Below are 20,243 nucleotides of genomic sequence, written 5' to 3' on the forward strand. Positions count from 1 at the left end.
TCTTTGTGAAGAAGAAGAAAAAAGGGGGAGAACATGTTGTTTCGCAGGATGAAAGAGGATATTCAGTGTATATTTGAACAGGACCCGGCAGCGCGGAGCGTATTTGAAGTCGTCTTGACGTATTCCGGGTTGCACGCGTTATGGTCTCATCGCATCGCACACGCGCTCTATAAAAAGAAATTCCGGTTTTTGGCACGGGCAGTTTCGCAGGTCAGCCGCTTTTTTACCGGTATTGAAATTCATCCCGGAGCAAAAATAGGAAGACGTTTTTTCATTGACCACGGGATGGGGGTCGTCATCGGTGAAACATGTGAAATTGGTGATGATGTAACGATTTACCAAGGCGTGACATTGGGTGGAACGGGTAAAGAAAAAGGAAAGCGGCATCCGACACTCGGAAATAATGTGCTCATTGCCTCGGGAGCGAAGGTACTTGGCTCCATTACAATTGGTGAAAACAGTAAAGTTGGAGCGGGATCGGTTGTCTTGAAGGATGTACCGAACGATTCGACGGTTGTCGGGATTCCTGGAACGGTTGTTATTTCGAACGGGGTACGTGTGAAAGATAAACATGACCACCAAGACCTTCCAGATCCGATAACCGATAAATGCAAATGGCTCGAAAATGAATTGATTCAGCTGAAAGAACAAGTTGCTGAAATGGAGAAATCCGACGTAAAGGAAGGGAACAGAGTATGACGATTCAAATTTATAACACGCTGACGCGAAAGAAAGAACCGTTTATTCCGATTGAGGAAGGAAAGGTGAAGATGTATGTTTGCGGGCCGACCGTTTACAATTACATCCATATCGGAAATGCGCGTCCTGTTATTGCGTTTGACACGGTTCGACGCTATTTGGAGTATCGCGGATATGAGGTCAACTACGTATCTAATTTTACGGATGTAGACGATAAAATTATCAAGACGGCCAATGAGCTTGGCGAAGAAGTCGGTGAGCTGACGGAACGGTTCATCAACGCCTATTTCGAAGATGTCGGCGCACTTGGCTGCGGGAAGGCGAATGTCCATCCGCGTGTGACCGATCATATTAAAGATATCGTGGAGTTTGTCCAAGTGCTGGTCGATAAAGGCTTTGCGTACGAATCGCAAGGAGATGTCTACTACCGGACACGGAATTTCGAGGGGTATGGGAAATTATCTCACCAGTCGATTGACGAATTGAAAGTCGGTGCTCGTATCGAGCCGGGGGATAAGAAGGAAAATGCACTCGACTTTGTGTTATGGAAAGCGGCGAAAGAAGGCGAGATTGCGTGGGATAGTCCATGGGGAGCAGGTCGTCCGGGCTGGCATATTGAATGTTCGGTCATGGCAAGGGAGCATCTTGGCGATACAATCGATATTCACGCAGGCGGTCAAGATCTGACATTCCCGCATCATGAAAACGAAATTGCGCAATCCGAAGCAATGACAGGCAAGCCATTTGCGAACTATTGGATGCATAACGGCTACATCAATATCGACAATGAAAAAATGTCGAAATCACTCGGAAATTTTGTACTGGTCAACGAAATCAGAAAACAGATCGATCCAAAAGTTCTACGTTTCTTCATGTTATCCGTTCACTATAGACATCCGATCAATTTCTCACAAGAACTTGTCGAAAGTGCTGCGAACGGACTGGAGCGGATCCATACGGCTTACAACAACTTAAAGCATCGCTTGGGTATCACGGCCGACCTCGGTGACCAAAAAGATGTCTGGGTCCATAAAGTGGATGAATTGAGACAGTCCTTCGAAGAGGCAATGGACGATGATTTCAATACGGCCAATGCAATTGCCGCGATTTTCGAACTTGTCAAACTGGCAAACGTCTATCTACTGGAGAAGAACACACAGCCGGAAGTGCTTGCACATTTCATGCGGACGTTCGATGAGTTGATGGCGGTGTTAGGCTTACCGCTTGCCGAAGAAATCGAGTTATTGGACGAAACGATCGAAGCTTTAATCGAAGAGCGCCTTGAAGCTCGACGTAACCGTGATTTCAAACGTGCGGATGAAATTCGTGACGAATTGAAAGAACAGGGAATTCTTCTGGAAGATACGGCGCAAGGAACACGCTGGAAAAGAGGATGATGGGCATTTATAACTTGCGCGATATTGATGTGAAACAATTAAACGCATTGGCGTTGGCTTATATGGGAGATGCCGTGTACGAACAAGCGGTACGCGAGCATCTTCTCCGTTCAGGTCGGGTGAAGCCGAATGTCTTGCACAAACAGGCGACAAACTATGTGTCGGCGAAATCGCAAGCAGCCATTGTGAAACATATGCAACAAACGGACTTTTTAACGGAAGAGGAAGAGGCGGTCCTGAGACGGGGGCGCAATGCCAAATCTGGATCAGTTCCTAAAAATACAGACGTTGTCACCTATAACTATAGTTCGGGGTTTGAAGCAGTCGTCGGTTATTTATATTTGTTGGGGAAGTCGGAACGCTTGGAGCAATTTATTGCAGAATCGTTGGCTTGGATTGAGAGGCCAGGAGAGGAGGAGACGAAATGACAGAACATGAAGCGGAATTGATCGGCGGGAAAAACCCTGTAGTTGAAGCACTGCGCTCCGGTAGAGAGTTGAATAAGATCTGGATCGCCGAAGGATTGAATAAAAAAAGCATCGGGGAGATCCTGACGCTCGCAAAAGAAGGTGGAATTGTCGTTCAATCGGTCCCGAAACAAAAATTGGACGGGATGTTGGCGATTAATCATCAAGGAATCGTTGCATCGGTTGCGGCCTATTCGTATGCAGAACTGGAAGATTTGTTCAGCGTTGCAAAGGCTCGTGGGGAAGATCCGTTTTTTATCATCCTCGATGAGTTGGAGGATCCTCATAATTTAGGCTCCATTTTACGGACGGCAGATGCGTCAGGGGTGCATGGTATCATCATCCCGAAGCGCAGGTCTGTCGGATTGACGGGAATTGTGGCGAAAGCATCGACAGGGGCCATTGAACATATTCCGGTCGTTCGGGTCAATAATCTTTCACAGACGGTGGATGAATTGAAAAAGCGGGGTGTCTGGGTTGCGGGAACGGACGCGGCGAAATCGGTGGATTATCGCTTGATGGATGCGACGCTTCCGCTTGCGATCATCATAGGAAGTGAAGGGAAAGGAATGTCACGAATTCTGAAGGAAAAATGCGACTTCTTGTACCACTTGCCGATGGTCGGACATGTGACATCGTTAAATGCCTCTGTCGCAGCCTCCCTTTTGATGTACGAAGTTCTGCGCAAGCGTCAACCGCATGCGTCTGAAAGGTGAAAGCGGATGTACTCCTTGTAGACGGCTATAACGTGATCGGGGCATGGGAGGAATTGCGCCGGATGAAAACGGAGCGACTTGCGGACGCGCGCGATCGGCTCATCGAACGGATGGCGGAATACAAGGCACATACAGGATGGCGCGTCATCATTGTGTTTGATGCGCATCTCGTACCTGGTATTGAAAAAAAGAAGCGCAGTCATAACGTCGAGGTCGTATTTACAAGGGAAAACGAAACAGCGGATGAACGAATTGAAAAACTTGTCGCAGAACTAGGGGGGCGACGGGTGCAAATCCACGTGGCGACGTCGGACTTGACGGAACAGTGGGTTATTTTTGCCCAAGGAGCCCTCCGAAAGTCGGCTCGAGAACTTGAAATTGAAATGAACGAGATTGATAAGCTTATTTCCATAAAGGTGAAAGAGATCCAAGAGCAACGGCCATTTTCAAAGATACCTTTAAGTGATGAAGTTGCGGAAAAATTCGAAAAGTGGCGACGAGGAATAAAGTGAACGGTTGACGCAAAATTTTTCCATACAGTATACTTAGACTATCATCGTTTGAAGAACCGGGGTGATCCATTTGGTGGAAAAGACATACGTTGAAGGCGGAATATCGGATTTCACTGGATTATCCGATGCGGAAATCATTACCATCATACAAGAGGGAAACGCAGATGCGCTCGATTTTTTGATTACAAAATACCAATCTTTTGTGAGAGTGAAAGCGCGCTCATACTTTCTGATCGGAGGCGATCGGGAAGATATTGTCCAAGAGGGAATGATCGGATTGTACAAAGCGATTCGGGACTTCAAAGAAGATCGTTTAAGCTCATTTAAAGCATTCGCCGAACTATGCATTACGCGTCAAATTATTACGGCTATCAAAACGGCAACGAGACAAAAACACATTCCGCTCAACACATCAGTTTCTTTGGACAAGCCTGTTTTCGATGAAGACTCCGACCGAACATTGCTTGATGTCATAGCGGGGCCTCTACTGGATGATCCGGAAGATTTTATCATCCACAAGGAAAACTTCGGTCAGATGGAAGAAGAGATCAACAAAGTGTTAAGCGGTTTAGAGAAACAAGTGCTTGCGCTTTACTTGGACGGTCAATCTTATCAAGAAATTTCGGATGAGTTGAACAGACAGGTGAAATCGGTGGATAATGCATTGCAAAGGATTAAGCGGAAATTGGAACGCTATATGGAAGTCGGCTCCGTCCGTTGACCAACCATTTCCATTGTATTGACAGCATGCAGGTTAGGTGGTACTCTTTAGCAAGACTATGAGAAGATGTCGAAAAGTCTCTGGACAGTGACAAAATCCGTATTAGGGTGAGAAAAATGTCTAAGAAAATAATTTTAAGTTGTGATAGTTGCGGGACGCGAAATTATTCCGTGCCGGCTCGTAGCAATCATTCGACGGAACGGTTGTCGCTCAAAAAGTTTTGTAGCCGGTGCAATGCACATACGATACACAAACAGACAGCTTGAGGTATAACGCACTGTCTGAAAGCAGCATCATATTTACAGTCGGAGGGTTACGGTATAATGGGCAAGTTAAGCGCTTTTTTTAAAAATGTTGTCTCGGAAATGCGAAAAGTTAGCTGGCCGAAACGGAAAGAATTGACGCGTTACACGATTGTTGTTCTTTCTACAGTCGTCTTCATGGCGATCTACTTCGGGATTGTGGATCTTGGCATTTCACGTTTGATGGAATGGTATCTTGCATTATAAAACGAATCTGTAAACGATATAGGTTACTTGCAGGCCGCTACAATGCGGTTTGTGAATAACCCTTTGAAAAATATCCCGTCTGACAGCAAGAACGGGTTTTTTCAATTGTCCAGCTTTTCTGGACGACTAAGAAATGATACAATCTCGTACAATATGGAGCGGAGAAGCTTTGGTGAGTCGCCGCTATCAAGGTGTGCGAAAAGAAGGAGGGACGGACGTACAGTCCTTATGAATATGGAAATGGAGAAAAATTGGTATGTCGTTCATACGTACTCCGGTTATGAAAATAAGGTGAAAGCCAATCTGGAAAAACGCGTAGAAACGATGGGGATGCAGGATAAAATTTTCCGTGTCGTCATCCCGGAAGAAGAGGAAACGGATTTCAAAGACGGTAAAAAACGTACAGTTATGAAAAAAACGTTTCCCGGGTATGTTCTTGTGGAAATCATCATGACAGATGATTCTTGGTATGTCGTCAGAAATACGCCTGGCGTAACAGGTTTCATCGGTTCTTCGGGCGGGGGAGCGAAGCCGACGCCTTTACTTCCAGAAGAAGTGGAGTTCATTTTGAAACAGATGGGCGTCAAAGATGGAAAAGCTGAAGTGGACTATGAAATCGGAGAAATGGTCCAAGTGCTTGAAGGTCCGTTTGCACACTTCCAAGGGAAAGTGGAAGAGATCGATCAAGATAAAGGTAAAGTGAAAGTATCGGTCGATATGTTCGGTCGGGAAACAAATATGGAGCTTGACTTCAATCAGGTCGAAAAATTATAAATGATTTCCACTTGCATACAGTGCATAATAGTGGTATCATTTCAAAGGTCAGACTATAAATAAAGTAGTTTGGGCGGATTAACCAATTCTACCGGCGTAAGCCGGCAGGCACATATTGAGTGGGAGGGGCAACCCAATTACCACATCACGGACTTAAGGAGGTGTGTCTCGTGGCTAAAAAAATCATCAAAGTTGTTAAGTTACAAATCCCTGCTGGAAAAGCGAACCCGGCTCCACCAGTTGGACCGGCGCTAGGTCAAGCGGGTGTGAACATCATGGGATTCTGTAAAGAGTTCAATGCGCGTACAGCAGATCAAGCAGGTCTAATCATTCCTGTTGAGATTTCCGTATTCGAGGACCGTTCATTCACATTCATTACAAAAACTCCACCGGCAGCAGTATTGCTGAAGGTTGCAGCTAATCTTCAAAAAGGTTCAGGTGAGCCGAACAAAAAGAAGGTTGCTACTGTAAAACGCGATAAAGTTCGCGAAATTGCAGAGTCAAAAATGCAGGACTTGAACGCGGCATCAGTTGAAGCAGCGATGGCAATGGTTGAAGGTACTGCTCGCAGCATGGGAATCACGATCGAAGACTGATCATGATCCGATAAAGCGTGTTTCTTTGTAGTGGGGGTTGCGCTCGTTCTTTAAGAACACGCAACCCTTATTCGTGGGAGGTATAATCCGTTAAAACCACAATCGAGGAGGAAATAATAGATGGCTAAAAGAGGTAAAAAGTTCACAGAAGCTGCGAAGCTTGTGGAACGTATGAAATCATACGATGTAAAAGAAGCGATTGCGCTTGCAAAGAAAACAAGCACAGTCAATTTTGACGCTACAGTCGAAGTTGCATTCCGCCTTGGAATTGACACTCGTAAAAACGACCAGCAAATCCGTGGAGCAGTTGTGCTTCCAAACGGTACTGGTAAAACGCAACGCGTTCTCGTTTTTGCTAAAGGTGAAAAATTGAAAGAAGCGGAAGCAGCAGGTGCTGACTACGCAGGCGATGCAGAATACATCAACAAAATCCAACAAGGTTGGTTTGATTTTGATGTAATCGTTGCGACTCCTGATATGATGGGAGAAGTCGGTAAAATTGGTCGTGTCCTAGGACCGAAAGGCCTTATGCCGAACCCGAAAACAGGAACAGTTACATTTGACGTAGCGAAAGCTGTAGAAGAGATCAAAGCTGGTAAAGTTGAATACCGTGCTGACAAAGCGGGTATCATCCACGCGCCAATCGGAAAAGTTTCATTTGACGATGCGAAGCTTGAAGAAAACTTCGCGACTGTTTTTGAAACAATTCAAAAAGCGAAGCCTGCTGCAGCTAAAGGAACATACATGAAGTCTGTGAATATCACGACTACAATGGGTCCTGCTGTAAAAGTAGATCCTTCTAGCGTAACAGTTAAAAATTAATATTGACAAACGATAGACTTTCTGATAAGATTTCGTTTGTTAGAATATAACCATTTGTACCGTAGACAGCAGGAGCGGCATGCCGCTTAATGTTTCCTGCCGAGGACAAGACGCTCTTTTGACTTAAAAGATGACGACTTTTCTGCCCTCGTGTCTGCATTGTGTAGATATGAGGGCTTTTCATATCGGTATAAGTGACCCGAATTTTTTAGGAGGTGTCCAAATGAGCAAAGTATTAGAAGCTAAACAAGCAGTAGTTGGCGAAATTTCAGACAAGCTGAAAGCATCAGCATCTGTTGTTGTTGTTGACTACCGTGGTCTGAACGTTAGCCAAGTTACGGAACTACGTAAACAGCTTCGTGAAGCAGGTATCGACTTCAAAGTTTACAAAAACTCCATGACACGTCGTGCTGCTGAAGCTGCAGGACTTGAAGGATTGAACGAATACCTTACAGGACCGAATGCAATTGCGTTTTCAAACGAGGATGTTGTTGCTCCAGCGAAAATCCTTAACGATTTCGCAAAACAAAACGACAAGCTTGAAATCAAAGCAGGCGTTATCGAAGGCGCGATCGCAACAGAAGCGGACGTTAAAGCGTTGGCGGAACTTCCATCACGCGAAGGTCTACTTTCTATGCTACTCAGCGTACTTCAAGCACCAATGCGCAATTTCGCACTTGCAACAAAAGCAGTTGCAGAGCAAAAAGAAGAACAAGGCGCTTAATCAAGCAGCCTGACATACAACTTGCGGGGTAAGCCCGACAAAAACAACTATTAGGAGGAAACTATAATGACTAATGCACAAATCCTTGAAGCAATCAAAGAAATGACAGTTCTTGAATTGAACGAACTTGTAAAAGCAATCGAAGAAGAATTCGGCGTAACTGCTGCTGCACCTGTTGCAGTTGTTGGTGGAGCTGCTGGTGGAGACGCTGCTGCTGAGCAAACTGAATTCGACGTAGTTCTTGCATCTGCTGGCGATCAAAAAATCAAAGTTATCAAAGCTGTTCGTGAAATCACTGGCCTAGGCTTGAAAGAAGCGAAAGAAGTAGTAGATAACGCTCCAAAAGCACTTAAAGAAGGCGTATCTAAAGAAGAAGCAGAAGAAATGAAAGCGAAACTTGAAGAGGTTGGCGCTTCAATCGAACTTAAGTAATTTTCGAATAGTGAAGGGAAGCTCGTCAAAAAACGACGGGCTTTTCTTCGTTTTTTTATCTTTATCTATGAACCGAGAAAGAAATTGCGAACCGAGGGGAGGACTTCGTGTGTCCGAACATTATTACGCCAAGGATCCGAAAGTGAAAAGTGATCCGAAGGAATGGAGTGCCGAATTGCGCGGAGTGAAACTGCGATTCAAGACGGATGCGGGGGTATTTAGCAAAGGGGAAGTGGATTTTGGTTCAAGACTCCTTGCGGAAGCATTCGTTTTACCAGAAATGGCAGGTGCGATTTTAGATGTCGGTTGTGGCTACGGTCCGATCGGTTTGTCGATTGCCGGATCTTTTCCGGAACGGAATATTCACATGGTCGATGTGAACGAACGGGCGTTAGCTTTAGCTGCACATAACGCAGAGCAAAATGGCATTGGAAATGTAGAAATTTACCCGAGTGATGCATTATCAGCTGTTAAAGAAACAGCGTTTGCTGCAATCTTGACGAATCCGCCGATCCGTGCAGGAAAAGAGACGGTATTCAAAATTTATGAAGAAGCTCATGCGAAGCTCGCGACGGGTGGCGAGTTGTGGGTTGTCATTCAGAAAAAGCAAGGGGCGCCTTCGACTATCAATCATTTGCAAGAGCTATTTGGCTATGTTGAGACGGTTGTGAAGAAGAAAGGGTATTTTATTATAAAGGCAGAAAAGTATTGACTTAGTATTGTAGCTATGGTAATGTTAGAAAATGCATAAATTATTATAATGCGGTCGTATGCCCTTTTGCATAAGAATTGGAAATGTTAGGTATACTGGCGATGTATAAAGGATTGTTAAACCGAAAATGAGCTCTTGCCGGAACTCGTTTTCTTTTTGTTTTTTCGATATCATACACCATTTTTATGATTTCGCAAAGGACTAATATTGTTTTTGAGGGGTGAAAGAGTTGACAGGTCATTTAGTTCAGTATGGTCAACACCGTCAGCGTAGAAGTTTCGCACGGATCAGCGAAGTGCTCGATTTACCGAATCTGATTGAAATCCAGACGGCATCTTATGAGTGGTTCTTGGAGGAAGGATTGCGGGAAATGTTCCGTGATATTTCTCCGATTCAGGACTTCACGGGAAATCTTTCGTTGGATTTCGTCGATTATCAGTTAGCAGAACCTAAGTATCCTGTTGATGAATCGAAAGAGCGTGACGTTACGTATGCAGCACCGCTACGTGTTAAGGTACGCTTGCACAACAAAGAAACTGAAGAAGTAAAAGAACAAGATGTCTTTATGGGAGATTTCCCACTTATGACTGAAAACGGTACGTTTGTCATAAATGGTGCGGAGCGGGTAATCGTTTCACAACTTGTGCGTTCCCCGAGCGTCTACTTCAATGATAAGGTGGACAAAAATGGGAAACGTGGCTTTGCTGCAACTGTTATTCCGAACCGTGGAGCTTGGTTGGAGTATGAAACAGACGCGAAAGACGTTGTCCACGTTCGAATCGACCGGACGCGGAAGTTGCCGGTTACAGTACTTCTTCGTGCACTCGGCTTTTCATCCGATCAGGAAATCATCGATTTAATCGGTGATAACGAGTATTTACGCAATACGCTTGAAAAGGATAATACGGAAAGCTCTGAAAAAGCCCTGCTTGAAATTTACGAACGTTTACGTCCGGGTGAGCCGCCGACGTTGGATAGCGCGAAGAACCTTTTGTTCTCTCGATTCTTTGACGCGAAAAGATATGATTTAGCGAATGTTGGACGCTACAAGATGAACAAGAAGCTTCATGTGCAAAACAGATTGTTCAACCAAATTGCTGCCGAAACGTTAGTGGATCCTGAAACAGGTGAAATTTTACTGGAGAAGGAACAGCTAATCGATCGTCGGACATTGGATCGCTTGCTTCCGCATTTGGAAAATGGAATCGGCTTCGAGGAAATTTCCCATGCGAGCGGCGTTCTAGACGAGGACATCAAGATTCAAACAATTAAAATTTACTCTCCGAAAAGTGAAGACAAACAAGTGATCAACGTCATTTCAAATGCATATGTAGACGAGTCGATCAAACACGTCACGCCTGCAGATATCGTTGCATCCATTAGCTATTTCTTCAACCTCCTTCACGGAGTAGGGAATACAGATGATATCGACCATCTCGGGAACCGTCGTCTCCGCTCTGTAGGCGAGCTTCTTCAAAACCAGTTCCGCATCGGTCTTTCCCGTATGGAACGTGTTGTCAAAGAGCGTATGTCTATTAATGATACGCAATCGATCGTGCCGCAACAGCTCATCAACATCCGGCCGGTCATTGCATCGATTAAAGAGTTCTTCGGAAGTTCTCAGCTTTCCCAGTTCATGGATCAGACGAACCCGTTGGCTGAATTGACGCATAAGCGTCGACTGTCTGCACTCGGGCCTGGTGGTTTGACGCGTGAGCGCGCAGGGATGGAAGTACGTGACGTTCACTACTCTCATTATGGTCGTATGTGTCCGATTGAAACGCCTGAGGGACCGAATATCGGATTGATCAACTCGCTCTCAACTTTCGCGAAAGTGAACAAGTTTGGATTTATCGAAACACCGTATCGGAAAGTCGATCCTGAAACAGGCCGAGTAACTGACCAAATCGATTACTTGACTGCGGATATCGAGGATAACTACGTTGTTGCGCAAGCGAATGCGTTGCTCGCAGAAGACGGTTCTTTCATTAACGAAGAAGTTGTCGGTCGTTTCCAAGGGGACAACACGGTATTTAAACGTGAACAGATTGACTATATGGACGTTTCACCTAAGCAAGTTGTTTCTGCCGCTACGGCTTGTATCCCGTTCCTTGAGAACGATGACTCGAACCGTGCGCTCATGGGAGCGAACATGCAACGGCAAGCCGTACCTCTTCTAAACCCGGAAGCGCCGTTTGTCGGTACGGGTATGGAGCACGTTTCTGCTCGTGACTCAGGAGCTGCTGTGCTTGCAAAGTTTGACGGGATCGTCGAACACGTCGAGGCGAAAGAAATCCGCGTTCGCCGTATTGAAACAATTGACGGTAAAGAAGTGAAAGGTGATCTTACGATTTACCGCCTAGAAAACTTCATCCGTTCGAACCAGGGGACATGTTATAACCAGCGCCCGATCGTTCGCGTTGGAGATCGTGTGAAGCCGCTTGATATTCTGGCGGATGGCCCTTCCATGGAGCAGGGAGAACTTGCACTTGGCCGTAACGTCTTGATGGCATTCATGACATGGGATGGTTATAACTATGAGGATGCCATCATCATGAGCGAACGTCTCGTGAAAGATGATGTATTCACTTCGGTTCATATCGAGGAATACGAATCTGAAGCACGGGATACGAAACTTGGACCTGAAGAGATTACACGCGACATTCCAAACGTTGGTGAAGATGCGCTTCGTAACCTTGACGACCGCGGAATCATCCGGATCGGGGCTGAGGTACGCGATGGCGATATCCTTGTTGGGAAAGTGACGCCAAAAGGTGTAACGGAACTGACGGCTGAAGAAAGGCTACTACATGCAATCTTCGGCGAAAAAGCACGGGAAGTCCGCGATACATCACTTCGTGTGCCACATGGTGCAGGTGGTATCGTTCTGGATGTTAAAGTGTTCAATCGCGAAGATGGCGATGAATTGCCACCAGGCGTAAACCAATTGGTCCGTGCCTATATCGTTCAAAAGCGTAAAATCTCCGTTGGGGATAAAATGGCCGGACGTCATGGTAACAAAGGGGTTATCTCCCGCATCTTGCCTGAGGCGGATATGCCGTATCTTCCGGACGGCACACCAATCGACTTGATGCTTAACCCGCTCGGTGTACCATCTCGTATGAACATCGGACAGGTTCTTGAAATGCACCTCGGTATGGCTGCGCGCAGTCTCGGCGTCCATATGGCGTCTCCTGTTTTTGACGGAGCGAACGAAGAGGATGTCTGGGAGACGATGGAAGAAGCTGGCATGGACCGCGATGGGAAGACAGTCCTATACGATGGCCGTTCCGGTGAAGCGTTTGACAACCGGGTATCTGTCGGTGTCATGTATTTGATCAAGCTCGCGCATATGGTCGATGATAAACTCCATGCCCGTTCGACAGGACCATACTCACTCGTTACGCAACAGCCACTCGGCGGTAAAGCCCAGTTCGGTGGACAGCGTTTTGGAGAGATGGAAGTGTGGGCGCTCGAGGCATATGGTGCCGCTTATACACTACAAGAAATCTTGACCGTGAAGTCGGATGACGTTGTCGGACGCGTGAAGACCTATGAAGCGATCGTCAAAGGGGATAGCGTACCTCAACCAGGCGTACCAGAATCGTTCAAAGTTCTTATTAAAGAGCTTCAGAGCCTTGGTCTGGATGTGAAGATGCTATCGCAAGATCTAGAAGAAATCGAACTTCGCGATCTTGATGAAGATGACGATATGCAGCCAACGGACGCGTTGAACTTGATTAAAGAAGATCAACCTGTTTGATAAAGTGATTGATAAAGTAATCGGGTGAGGGGGAAGTCGCACGCTCCCCCTCTTTATGCCCTCAATGTGCGTTTGCTCGGAAAAGCCAACTGCAGCGATAAGACTAAAGGGAGGTAGGCTCCTTGATAGATGTAAACAACTTTGAGTATATGAAAATCGGCCTTGCTTCACCGGATAAGATCCGTTCTTGGTCCTATGGTGAAGTGAAAAAGCCTGAAACAATCAACTATCGTACATTGAAGCCTGAGAAAGATGGCCTGTTTTGTGAACGTATTTTCGGGCCTACAAAAGATTGGGAATGTCATTGTGGAAAATATAAACGTGTGCGTTACAAAGGTGTCGTTTGTGACCGTTGTGGTGTAGAAGTGACGCGTCAAAAAGTACGCCGTGAACGCATGGGGCATATTGAACTTGCGGCACCTGTCACGCATATTTGGTATTTTAAAGGAATCCCGAGCCGAATGGGTCTTATCTTGGATATGACGCCACGTGCTTTGGAAGAAATCATCTATTTCGCATCCTATGTTGTCGTTGATCCGGCGGATACGCCGCTTGAAAGAAAGCAATTGCTTTCTGAAAGAGAGTACCGCATTTACAGAGAGAAATACGGTAATAAGTTCCAAGCACTAATGGGTGCTGAGGCAATCGAACGCCTTCTCATGGGGATCGACCTCGACAAGGAAATGGAGTTTTTGAAAGAAGAATTGAAGACTGTCCAAGGACAACGCCGTACACGTGCAATCAGACGTCTGGAAGTTGTTGAGTCATTCCGTAACTCTGGTAACAAACCGGAATGGATGGTATTGGAAGTATTACCGGTTATCCCACCGGAACTACGTCCGATGGTCCAACTTGATGGTGGACGCTTCGCTACTTCCGACTTGAATGACCTATATCGTCGTGTCATTAACCGGAACAACAGGCTGAAACGCTTACTTGATCTTGGAGCACCTGGCATCATCGTTCAGAATGAGAAGCGGATGTTGCAAGAAGCGGTGGACGCGCTTGTTGATAACGGCCGTCGCGGTCGTCCAGTAACAGGACCAGGTAACCGTCCGTTGAAATCCCTTTCCCATATGTTGAAAGGGAAGCAGGGACGTTTCCGTCAGAACTTGCTAGGGAAACGGGTTGACTATTCAGGTCGTTCTGTTATCGTCGTTGGGCCGAACTTGAAAATGTACCAATGCGGATTGCCGAAAGAGATGGCTATCGAACTATTTAAGCCGTTTGTGATGAAGGAACTTGTCGAACGTGGACTCGCTCATAATATTAAGAGTGCGAAGCGTAAGATCGAGCGTCTTCATTCAGAAGTGTGGGATGTGCTTGAAGAAGTAATCAAGGAGCATCCGGTCTTATTGAACCGGGCACCAACGCTTCACCGTCTAGGTATCCAAGCATTTGAACCGATTCTTGTAGAAGGTCGCGCTATCACGCTTCACCCACTTGTGTGTACAGCGTATAACGCCGACTTTGACGGTGACCAAATGGCTGTCCACGTTCCATTGTCAGCGGAAGCGCAAGCGGAAGCAAGACTACTGATGTTGGCGGCACAAAATATCTTGAACCCGAAAGATGGAAAACCAGTTGTTACACCGTCTCAAGACATGGTATTAGGAAACTATTACCTGACATTGGAACGGAAAGGGGCGACTGGAGAAGGGGCTGTATTCAGTAATGCGGATGAGGCGATCGTCGCTTATCAAAACGGACATGTCCATCTTCATTCACGGATCGCTATCCGGGCAGCATCACTGAATAATCCGACATTCACGGAAAAACAAAATAGCCAATTGCTATTGACGACCGTAGGGAAAATCATTTTCAACGAGATTCTGCCTGAGTCGTTCCCATACATTAACGAACCGACCAATTCCAACTTGGAAATTGAAACGCCTGATAAGTATTTCATCTCAGGGACTGCAAATGTGAAAGAGCATTTAGAGAATATGGAACTTGTTCAACCGTTCAAAAAGAAAATCCTCGGGAACATCATCGCGGAAATCTTTAAACGTTTCCACATTACCGAAACGTCCAAGATGCTTGACCGCATGAAAAACCTTGGATTCAAGTACTCTACACGGGCGGGGATTACAATCGGTATTTCCGATATCGTCGTTCTTCCGAACAAAGATGAAATCTTGCAAGAAGCACAAGGTAAAGTGGATAAAGTCATGCAGCAATTCCGTCGTGGTCTTATTACGGAGGAAGAGCGCTATGACCGCGTCATCTCTTACTGGAGCCATGCGAAGGATGTCATTCAGGATAAACTGATGGACTCCCTCGATAACTCGAACCCTATCTACATGATGAGTGACTCCGGTGCCCGGGGTAACGCATCGAACTTCACGCAGCTTGCGGGTATGCGTGGTCTGATGGCCAACCCGGCTGGTCGGATTATCGAACTTCCGATCAAATCATCATTCCGTGAAGGGCTAACCGTTCTCGAGTACTTCATCTCGACACACGGTGCGCGTAAAGGACTTGCGGATACGGCTCTGAAAACGGCCGACTCCGGTTACTTGACACGTCGACTTGTCGACGTAGCGCAAGATGTCATCGTCCGTGAAGATGATTGTGGAACGGATCGCGGCTTGGAAGTTGGCGCATTGACAGAAGGTACGGAAATCATCGAAGGTTTGGATGAACGTATCGAAGGACGCCATACGAAGAAAACGATCTATCACCCTGAAACAGGCGAGAAGATCCTTGAAAAAGATGCGCTCATTACTGCGGATGTCGCTCGTACGATCCTAGACGCAGGCATCGAAAAAGTCACAATCCGTTCAGCGTTCACATGTAATACCAAACACGGCGTATGTAAAAAATGTTACGGCATTAACTTGGCGACAGGTGAAAAAGTTGAAGTCGGAGAAGCGGTCGGTATTATCGCTGCTCAGTCAATCGGTGAGCCTGGAACACAGCTTACAATGCGTACATTCCATACAGGTGGAGTTGCTGGAGACGATATTACACAAGGTCTTCCGCGTATCCAGGAGATTTTCGAGGCACGGAATCCGAAAGGGCAAGCCGTCATTTCGGAAATCAAAGGTGAAATCATCGAAATCGATGAAATCCGCGAAGGTCAGAAAGAAATCACAATCCAAGGTAAAGTGGAAACACGCAAATACTTGGCGCCATACAATGCCCGTCTGAAAGTTCAAGTCGGAGACGAAATCGACCGAGGCGATGTCATTACAGAAGGTTCTATCGACCCGAAAGAATTGATCATCGTAAAAGACGTGGCAACTGTTCAAGAGTATCTCTTGAAAGAAGTTCAAAAAGTATACCGTATGCAAGGGGTTGAAATCGGCGATAAGCACGTTGAAGTAATGGTTCGCCAAATGCTTCGCAAAGTGCGTATCATCGAGGCAGGAGACACGGATCTCTTACCGGGCTCACTGCTCGACATCCATCAATTTGCGGATGCGAACGCAGAAGTGTTGAAAGTCGGAAAACTTCCGGCAACTTGCCGCCCTGTCATCCTCGGTATTACAAAAGCATCACTCGAAACGGAATCCTTCCTATCGGCGGCGTCATTCCAAGAGACGACTCGCGTCTTGACGGATGCAGCCATCAAAGGAAAAACCGACGAGCTTCTCGGCTTGAAAGAAAATGTCATTATCGGGAAACTTGTACCAGCTGGAACAGGTATGCAACGATACCGTCATATTCAGATGGATCAAACCGACGAAGAAGAGGCATTGAGAAAAGTAACAGCAGAGTAAATTTTAATTCAGGGGAACAAAAAAAGTTCCCCTGTCTATCTAATATCTGTTGACAGCTTTTTTAATAAGTGATAATATACAAAAGGTTGATAGTTGAATGTCTGTACTTTGGAGGATATGCCCATATGTCTTATGATAAAGTCGAGCAGGCAAAAAAGACAATCATCGGTACAAAGCAGACAGTGAAAGCGATCCGTGCAGGGATAGTGACGGAAGTCATCATCGCACAGGATGCGGAAGAAAAGGTTATCGCTCCAGTTCTGGAGGAAGCCGAAATTCATGGCATCCAAGTGACGCATGTCGAGTCAAGAGAAAAGCTTGGACATGCATGCGGCATTCAAGTCGGTGCAGCTGTGGTTGCGATTACTGGATAACAGTTTTTGTGTGGAAAACACAAAGACTTTGTTTTTACCCAAAAATGAACCACCTGGATGTGTGGTCTTACAAAAAAGTTATGTGAGAGGAGGAAAACCGATGCCTACAATTAACCAATTGGTCCGCAAACCACGTAAACCAAACGTGACAGGATCAAAATCTCCAGCGCTCGGGAAAAGCTATAACAGCTTCAAAAAGTCAATGACAAACGTGAATTCACCACAAAAACGGGGTGTTTGTACACGTGTTGGTACAATGACACCGAAGAAGCCGAACTCGGCACTTCGTAAATACGCACGTGTTCGTTTGACGAACTCTATGGAAGTAAACGCATATATTCCTGGTGAAGGCCACAACCTTCAAGAGCACAGCGTCGTTCTAATCCGCGGCGGCCGTGTAAAAGACTTACCGGGTGTTCGTTACCATATCGTACGTGGAGCGCTTGACACAGCTGGCGTTCAAGGTCGTATGCAAAGCCGTTCACAATACGGTGCGAAAAGACCGAAAGAAAAGAAATAAGAAGTACACTCATTTGAGTGATCAACGTTTTAAAAATCAAAGAGATTATGATAAAGGTTATGCGAGTATATACTGCTTGATAACCTTGAAAGGAGGAAAACAACATGCCTCGTAAAGGTCCTGTTGCAAAACGTGACGTACTTCCGGATCCGATTTACAATTCGAAGCTCGTTTCACGTCTCATCAACAAAATGATGGTTGATGGCAAAAAAGGTACATCCCAAAAAATCCTCTATGGTGCGTTCGAACTTGTTAAAGAACGTTCTGGAAAGGATCCAATTGAAGTATTCGAAGCTGCACTTAACAATGTAATGCCTGTACTTGAAGTACGTGCTCGCCGTGTTGGTGGAGCGAACTACCAAGTGCCGGTTGAAGTACGCCCTGAACGTCGTACGACGCTTGGTCTGCGTTACCTTGTGAACTACTCTCGCTCACGCGGTGAGAAAACAATGGAAGAACGTCTTGCGAATGAAATTCTAGACGCTTCTAACAACACAGGTGCTTCTGTTAAGAAACGCGAAGAAATGCACAAGATGGCAGAAGCGAACAAAGCATTCGCTCACTATCGTTGGTAAGATTGGACAGCTCGTTACAACTCTAATCCGAATCGGAAGGAGATATACAAAATGGCTAGAGAGTTCTCCTTAGAGAATACTCGTAATATCGGTATCATGGCTCACATCGACGCTGGTAAGACAACGACGACCGAGCGGATTCTTTATTACACAGGTAAAATTCACAAACTTGGTGAAACGCACGAAGGTGCATCGCAAATGGACTGGATGGAGCAGGAGCAAGAACGTGGAATCACAATCACATCTGCTGCGACAACAGCTCAATGGAAAGGCCACCGTGTTAACATCATCGATACTCCAGGACACGTAGACTTCACTGTTGAAGTTGAACGTTCCCTGCGTGTACTTGATGGTGCTGTAACGGTACTTGACGCACAATCGGGCGTTGAGCCGCAAACAGAAACAGTTTGGCGTCAAGCAACAACTTATGGCGTTCCACGTCTTGTTTTCATTAATAAAATGGACAAAACAGGAGCGGACTTCCTCTATTCAGTAGGAACACTTCATGACCGTCTACAAGCGAACGCACACCCGATCCAATTACCAATTGGTGCCGAGGATGAGTTTGAAGCAATCATCGACTTAGTTGAGATGAAAGCGACATTCTACGGTGACGACACAGGTATGAACGTAGAAGTACGTGATATCCCTGAAGAGCACGTTGCGAGAGCTGAAGAATACCGTGAGAAATTGATCGAAGCGATTGTCGACTTTGACGAAGACCTTATGGAAAAATACCTTGGCGGCGAAGAACTGACGATCCAAGAAATCAAAACGGCAATCCGTAAAGCTACGCTTGCTGTTGAATTCTACCCGGTCGTTTGTGGTACGGCGTTCAAGAACAAAGGTGTCCAATTGGTCCTAGACGCAGTTGTTGACTACCTTCCATCACCAGTTGACATTCCTCCTATGAAAGGGACGAATCCTGAAACTGATGAGGAAGTTGAACGTCACGCAGACGACAACGCGCCATTCTCGGCACTTGCATTCAAAGTCATGACAGACCCTTATGTAGGTAAATTGACGTTCTTCCGTGTGTATTCAGGTACACTTCAATCCGGTTCTTACGTCAAAAACTCTTCTAAAGGCAAACGTGAGCGTGTAGGTCGTATCCTGCAAATGCACGCGGATTCCCGTGAAGAGATCAGTGAAGTTCACTCAGGAGATATCGCTGCGGCGGTAGGTCTTAAAGATACAGGTACGGGCGACACACTCTGTGACGACAAAGCACCTGTTATCCTAGAGTCTATGGAATTCCCTGAGCCGGTTATTTCTCTATCTGTTGAGCCGAAAACAAAAGCCGACCAAGATAAAATGGGTATGGCTCTTGCGAAGCTTCAAGAAGAGGATCCAACATTCCGTGCACATACGGACCAAGAGACAGGCGAAGTTATCATCGCCGGTATGGGAGAGCTTCACCTTGATGTCCTTGTAGACCGTATGAGACGTGAATTCAAAGTTGAAGCAAACGTTGGTGCTCCACAAGTATCTTACCGTGAAACATTCCGTCAAGCTGCCGAAGTTGAAGGGAAATTTGTCCGTCAATCCGGTGGTCGCGGTCAGTTTGGTCACGTTTGGATCGAATTCTCTCCGAACGAAGAAGGAAAAGGATTCGAATTTGAAAACGCGATCGTCGGTGGTGTCGTACCACGTGAATACGTACCAGCTGTTGAAGCGGGTATCCGTGATTCACTAGATAACGGTGTACTTGCTGGCTATCCATTAATTGACATTAAAGCTCGTCTATTCGATGGTTCATACCACGATGTTGACTCCAATGAGATGGCGTTCAAAATCGCTGCTTCTATGGCGCTGAAAAACGCAGTATCAAAAGTTAACCCGGTCATTCTTGAACCGATAATGAAAGTCGAAGTTATCATTCCAGAAGAATACTTAGGTGACGTCATGGGTGATATCACTTCTCGCCGCGGACGCGTGGAGGGAATGGACGCCCGTGGTAACGCACAAGTCGTTCGTGCAATGGTACCTTTAGCAGAGATGTTCGGTTATGCGACGTCCCTACGTTCAAGCACACAAGGACGCGGTGTCTTCTCAATGGTGTTCGATCACTATGAAGAAGTGCCGAAGTCAATCTCTGAAGATATTATCAAGAAAAATAAAGGCGAATAATTGACTTCGACCTTGTTTCCAGTATAAATTACTTGTAAGATATGGGTAGTTGGAGGGTCTTCCTCCAGCACCTAT

The 20,243-nt window shown here is 46.0% G+C and carries 20 protein-coding genes and 1 other annotated feature; all 20 genes read left to right on the forward strand.

Annotation, left to right across the window (positions count from 1 at the left end; translation table 11 throughout):
* The first annotated feature begins 36 nt into the window (after positions 1–36).
* The 20 genes from cysE (at position 37) to fusA (ending at position 20,168) form a co-directional block, all read left to right on the forward strand.
* Positions 37–699 carry a serine O-acetyltransferase gene (cysE, locus tag ACFPRA_RS14975; RefSeq protein WP_381436279.1) on the forward strand — a complete coding sequence of 221 codons (663 nt, stop codon included), beginning with the start codon at positions 37–39 and terminating at the stop codon, positions 697–699.
* The gene (cysS, locus tag ACFPRA_RS14980; RefSeq protein ID WP_381436281.1) at positions 696–2,096 is read left to right on the forward strand and encodes a cysteine--tRNA ligase; all 1,401 of its coding nucleotides are present in this window, start codon (positions 696–698) and stop codon (positions 2,094–2,096) included. Before cysE ends, cysS begins: the two co-directional genes overlap by 4 nt.
* Positions 2,096–2,524 (forward strand): Mini-ribonuclease 3, encoded by a 429-nt coding sequence (locus ACFPRA_RS14985; protein ID WP_381436284.1) that lies wholly within the window; start codon positions 2,096–2,098, stop codon positions 2,522–2,524. The genes cysS and ACFPRA_RS14985 overlap by 1 nt, the downstream gene beginning before the upstream one ends.
* A complete protein-coding gene (gene rlmB, locus ACFPRA_RS14990) occupies positions 2,521–3,279 on the forward strand; it encodes a 23S rRNA (guanosine(2251)-2'-O)-methyltransferase RlmB (RefSeq protein ID WP_381436286.1) in 759 nt (252 codons plus the stop codon). Before ACFPRA_RS14985 ends, rlmB begins: the two co-directional genes overlap by 4 nt.
* Positions 3,276–3,791 (forward strand): NYN domain-containing protein, encoded by a 516-nt coding sequence (locus tag ACFPRA_RS14995; RefSeq protein WP_381436288.1) that lies wholly within the window; start codon positions 3,276–3,278, stop codon positions 3,789–3,791. The genes rlmB and ACFPRA_RS14995 overlap by 4 nt, the downstream gene beginning before the upstream one ends.
* A 73-nt stretch (positions 3,792–3,864) precedes the next feature.
* A complete protein-coding gene (sigH, locus tag ACFPRA_RS15000; RefSeq protein WP_239390210.1) occupies positions 3,865–4,512 on the forward strand; it encodes an RNA polymerase sporulation sigma factor SigH in 648 nt (215 codons plus the stop codon).
* Positions 4,513–4,628: 116 nt separating this feature from the next.
* Positions 4,629–4,778: a 50S ribosomal protein L33 gene (rpmG, locus tag ACFPRA_RS15005; RefSeq protein ID WP_239390211.1), complete on the forward strand. Its 150-nt coding sequence runs from the start codon at positions 4,629–4,631 to the stop codon at positions 4,776–4,778.
* A 57-nt stretch (positions 4,779–4,835) separates the two neighbouring features.
* Positions 4,836–5,021 carry a preprotein translocase subunit SecE gene (secE, locus tag ACFPRA_RS15010; protein WP_239390212.1) on the forward strand — a complete coding sequence of 62 codons (186 nt, stop codon included), beginning with the start codon at positions 4,836–4,838 and terminating at the stop codon, positions 5,019–5,021.
* A 240-nt stretch (positions 5,022–5,261) separates the two neighbouring features.
* Entirely contained in the window at positions 5,262–5,795 is a 534-nt protein-coding gene (nusG, locus tag ACFPRA_RS15015; protein ID WP_381436467.1) for a transcription termination/antitermination protein NusG, read from the forward strand.
* A gap of 170 nt (positions 5,796–5,965) precedes the next feature.
* Complete coding sequence (gene rplK, locus ACFPRA_RS15020) at positions 5,966–6,391, forward strand: 50S ribosomal protein L11 (protein WP_239390213.1); 426 nt, start codon at positions 5,966–5,968, stop codon at positions 6,389–6,391.
* A 120-nt stretch (positions 6,392–6,511) separates the two neighbouring features.
* Positions 6,512–7,213, forward strand: a complete 702-nt coding sequence (gene rplA / locus ACFPRA_RS15025; protein WP_381436294.1) for a 50S ribosomal protein L1 — start codon at positions 6,512–6,514, stop codon at positions 7,211–7,213.
* Positions 7,214–7,254: 41 nt separating this feature from the next.
* Positions 7,255–7,405 (forward strand) — a sequence feature (ribosomal protein L10 leader region).
* 31 nt (positions 7,406–7,436) lie between these two features.
* Positions 7,437–7,937 (forward strand): 50S ribosomal protein L10, encoded by a 501-nt coding sequence (gene rplJ / locus ACFPRA_RS15030; protein ID WP_381436296.1) that lies wholly within the window; start codon positions 7,437–7,439, stop codon positions 7,935–7,937.
* Between the two features lie 66 nt (positions 7,938–8,003).
* Positions 8,004–8,369 carry a 50S ribosomal protein L7/L12 gene (gene rplL / locus ACFPRA_RS15035; protein WP_381436299.1) on the forward strand — a complete coding sequence of 122 codons (366 nt, stop codon included), beginning with the start codon at positions 8,004–8,006 and terminating at the stop codon, positions 8,367–8,369.
* A gap of 109 nt (positions 8,370–8,478) precedes the next feature.
* Positions 8,479–9,081: a class I SAM-dependent methyltransferase gene (locus tag ACFPRA_RS15040; RefSeq protein ID WP_381436303.1), complete on the forward strand. Its 603-nt coding sequence runs from the start codon at positions 8,479–8,481 to the stop codon at positions 9,079–9,081.
* Between the two features lie 220 nt (positions 9,082–9,301).
* The gene (gene rpoB / locus ACFPRA_RS15045) at positions 9,302–12,844 is read left to right on the forward strand and encodes a DNA-directed RNA polymerase subunit beta (protein ID WP_381436306.1); all 3,543 of its coding nucleotides are present in this window, start codon (positions 9,302–9,304) and stop codon (positions 12,842–12,844) included.
* Between the two features lie 122 nt (positions 12,845–12,966).
* Positions 12,967–16,569: a DNA-directed RNA polymerase subunit beta' gene (rpoC, locus tag ACFPRA_RS15050; RefSeq protein ID WP_381436308.1), complete on the forward strand. Its 3,603-nt coding sequence runs from the start codon at positions 12,967–12,969 to the stop codon at positions 16,567–16,569.
* Positions 16,570–16,694: 125 nt separating this feature from the next.
* Positions 16,695–16,943, forward strand: coding sequence for a ribosomal L7Ae/L30e/S12e/Gadd45 family protein (locus ACFPRA_RS15055; RefSeq protein ID WP_381436311.1), 249 nt, complete (start codon positions 16,695–16,697; stop codon positions 16,941–16,943).
* 100 nt (positions 16,944–17,043) lie between these two features.
* Entirely contained in the window at positions 17,044–17,463 is a 420-nt protein-coding gene (gene rpsL, locus ACFPRA_RS15060) for a 30S ribosomal protein S12 (RefSeq protein ID WP_239390220.1), read from the forward strand.
* 104 nt (positions 17,464–17,567) lie between these two features.
* Positions 17,568–18,038, forward strand: coding sequence for a 30S ribosomal protein S7 (gene rpsG, locus ACFPRA_RS15065; protein WP_239390221.1), 471 nt, complete (start codon positions 17,568–17,570; stop codon positions 18,036–18,038).
* 51 nt (positions 18,039–18,089) lie between these two features.
* On the forward strand, positions 18,090–20,168 hold the full coding sequence (gene fusA, locus ACFPRA_RS15070) for an elongation factor G (RefSeq protein ID WP_381436314.1): 2,079 nt from the start codon (positions 18,090–18,092) through the stop codon (positions 20,166–20,168).
* The last annotated feature ends 75 nt before the right edge of the window (positions 20,169–20,243 follow it).

The organism is Sporosarcina soli (assembly GCF_042655805.1).
GTDB lineage: Bacteria > Bacillota > Bacilli > Bacillales_A > Planococcaceae > Sporosarcina > Sporosarcina soli.

What these genes read in the sequence shown, in the direction of transcription:
- secE (WP_239390212.1), top strand. Translation starts at nt 4,836, where the DNA reads ATGGGCAAGTTAAGCGCTTTTTTTAAAAATGTTGTCTCGGAAATGCGA.
- rlmB (WP_381436286.1), top strand. Translation starts at nt 2,521, where the DNA reads ATGACAGAACATGAAGCGGAATTGATCGGCGGGAAAAACCCTGTAGTT.
- ACFPRA_RS15055 (WP_381436311.1), top strand. Translation starts at nt 16,695, where the DNA reads ATGTCTTATGATAAAGTCGAGCAGGCAAAAAAGACAATCATCGGTACA.
- rpsG (WP_239390221.1), top strand. Translation starts at nt 17,568, where the DNA reads ATGCCTCGTAAAGGTCCTGTTGCAAAACGTGACGTACTTCCGGATCCG.
- rpmG (WP_239390211.1), top strand. Translation starts at nt 4,629, where the DNA reads ATGTCTAAGAAAATAATTTTAAGTTGTGATAGTTGCGGGACGCGAAAT.
- nusG (WP_381436467.1), top strand. Translation starts at nt 5,262, where the DNA reads ATGGAGAAAAATTGGTATGTCGTTCATACGTACTCCGGTTATGAAAAT.
- ACFPRA_RS14985 (WP_381436284.1), top strand. Translation starts at nt 2,096, where the DNA reads ATGGGCATTTATAACTTGCGCGATATTGATGTGAAACAATTAAACGCA.
- rplL (WP_381436299.1), top strand. Translation starts at nt 8,004, where the DNA reads ATGACTAATGCACAAATCCTTGAAGCAATCAAAGAAATGACAGTTCTT.
- rpsL (WP_239390220.1), top strand. Translation starts at nt 17,044, where the DNA reads ATGCCTACAATTAACCAATTGGTCCGCAAACCACGTAAACCAAACGTG.
- rplJ (WP_381436296.1), top strand. Translation starts at nt 7,437, where the DNA reads ATGAGCAAAGTATTAGAAGCTAAACAAGCAGTAGTTGGCGAAATTTCA.
- rplA (WP_381436294.1), top strand. Translation starts at nt 6,512, where the DNA reads ATGGCTAAAAGAGGTAAAAAGTTCACAGAAGCTGCGAAGCTTGTGGAA.
- cysS (WP_381436281.1), top strand. Translation starts at nt 696, where the DNA reads ATGACGATTCAAATTTATAACACGCTGACGCGAAAGAAAGAACCGTTT.
- fusA (WP_381436314.1), top strand. Translation starts at nt 18,090, where the DNA reads ATGGCTAGAGAGTTCTCCTTAGAGAATACTCGTAATATCGGTATCATG.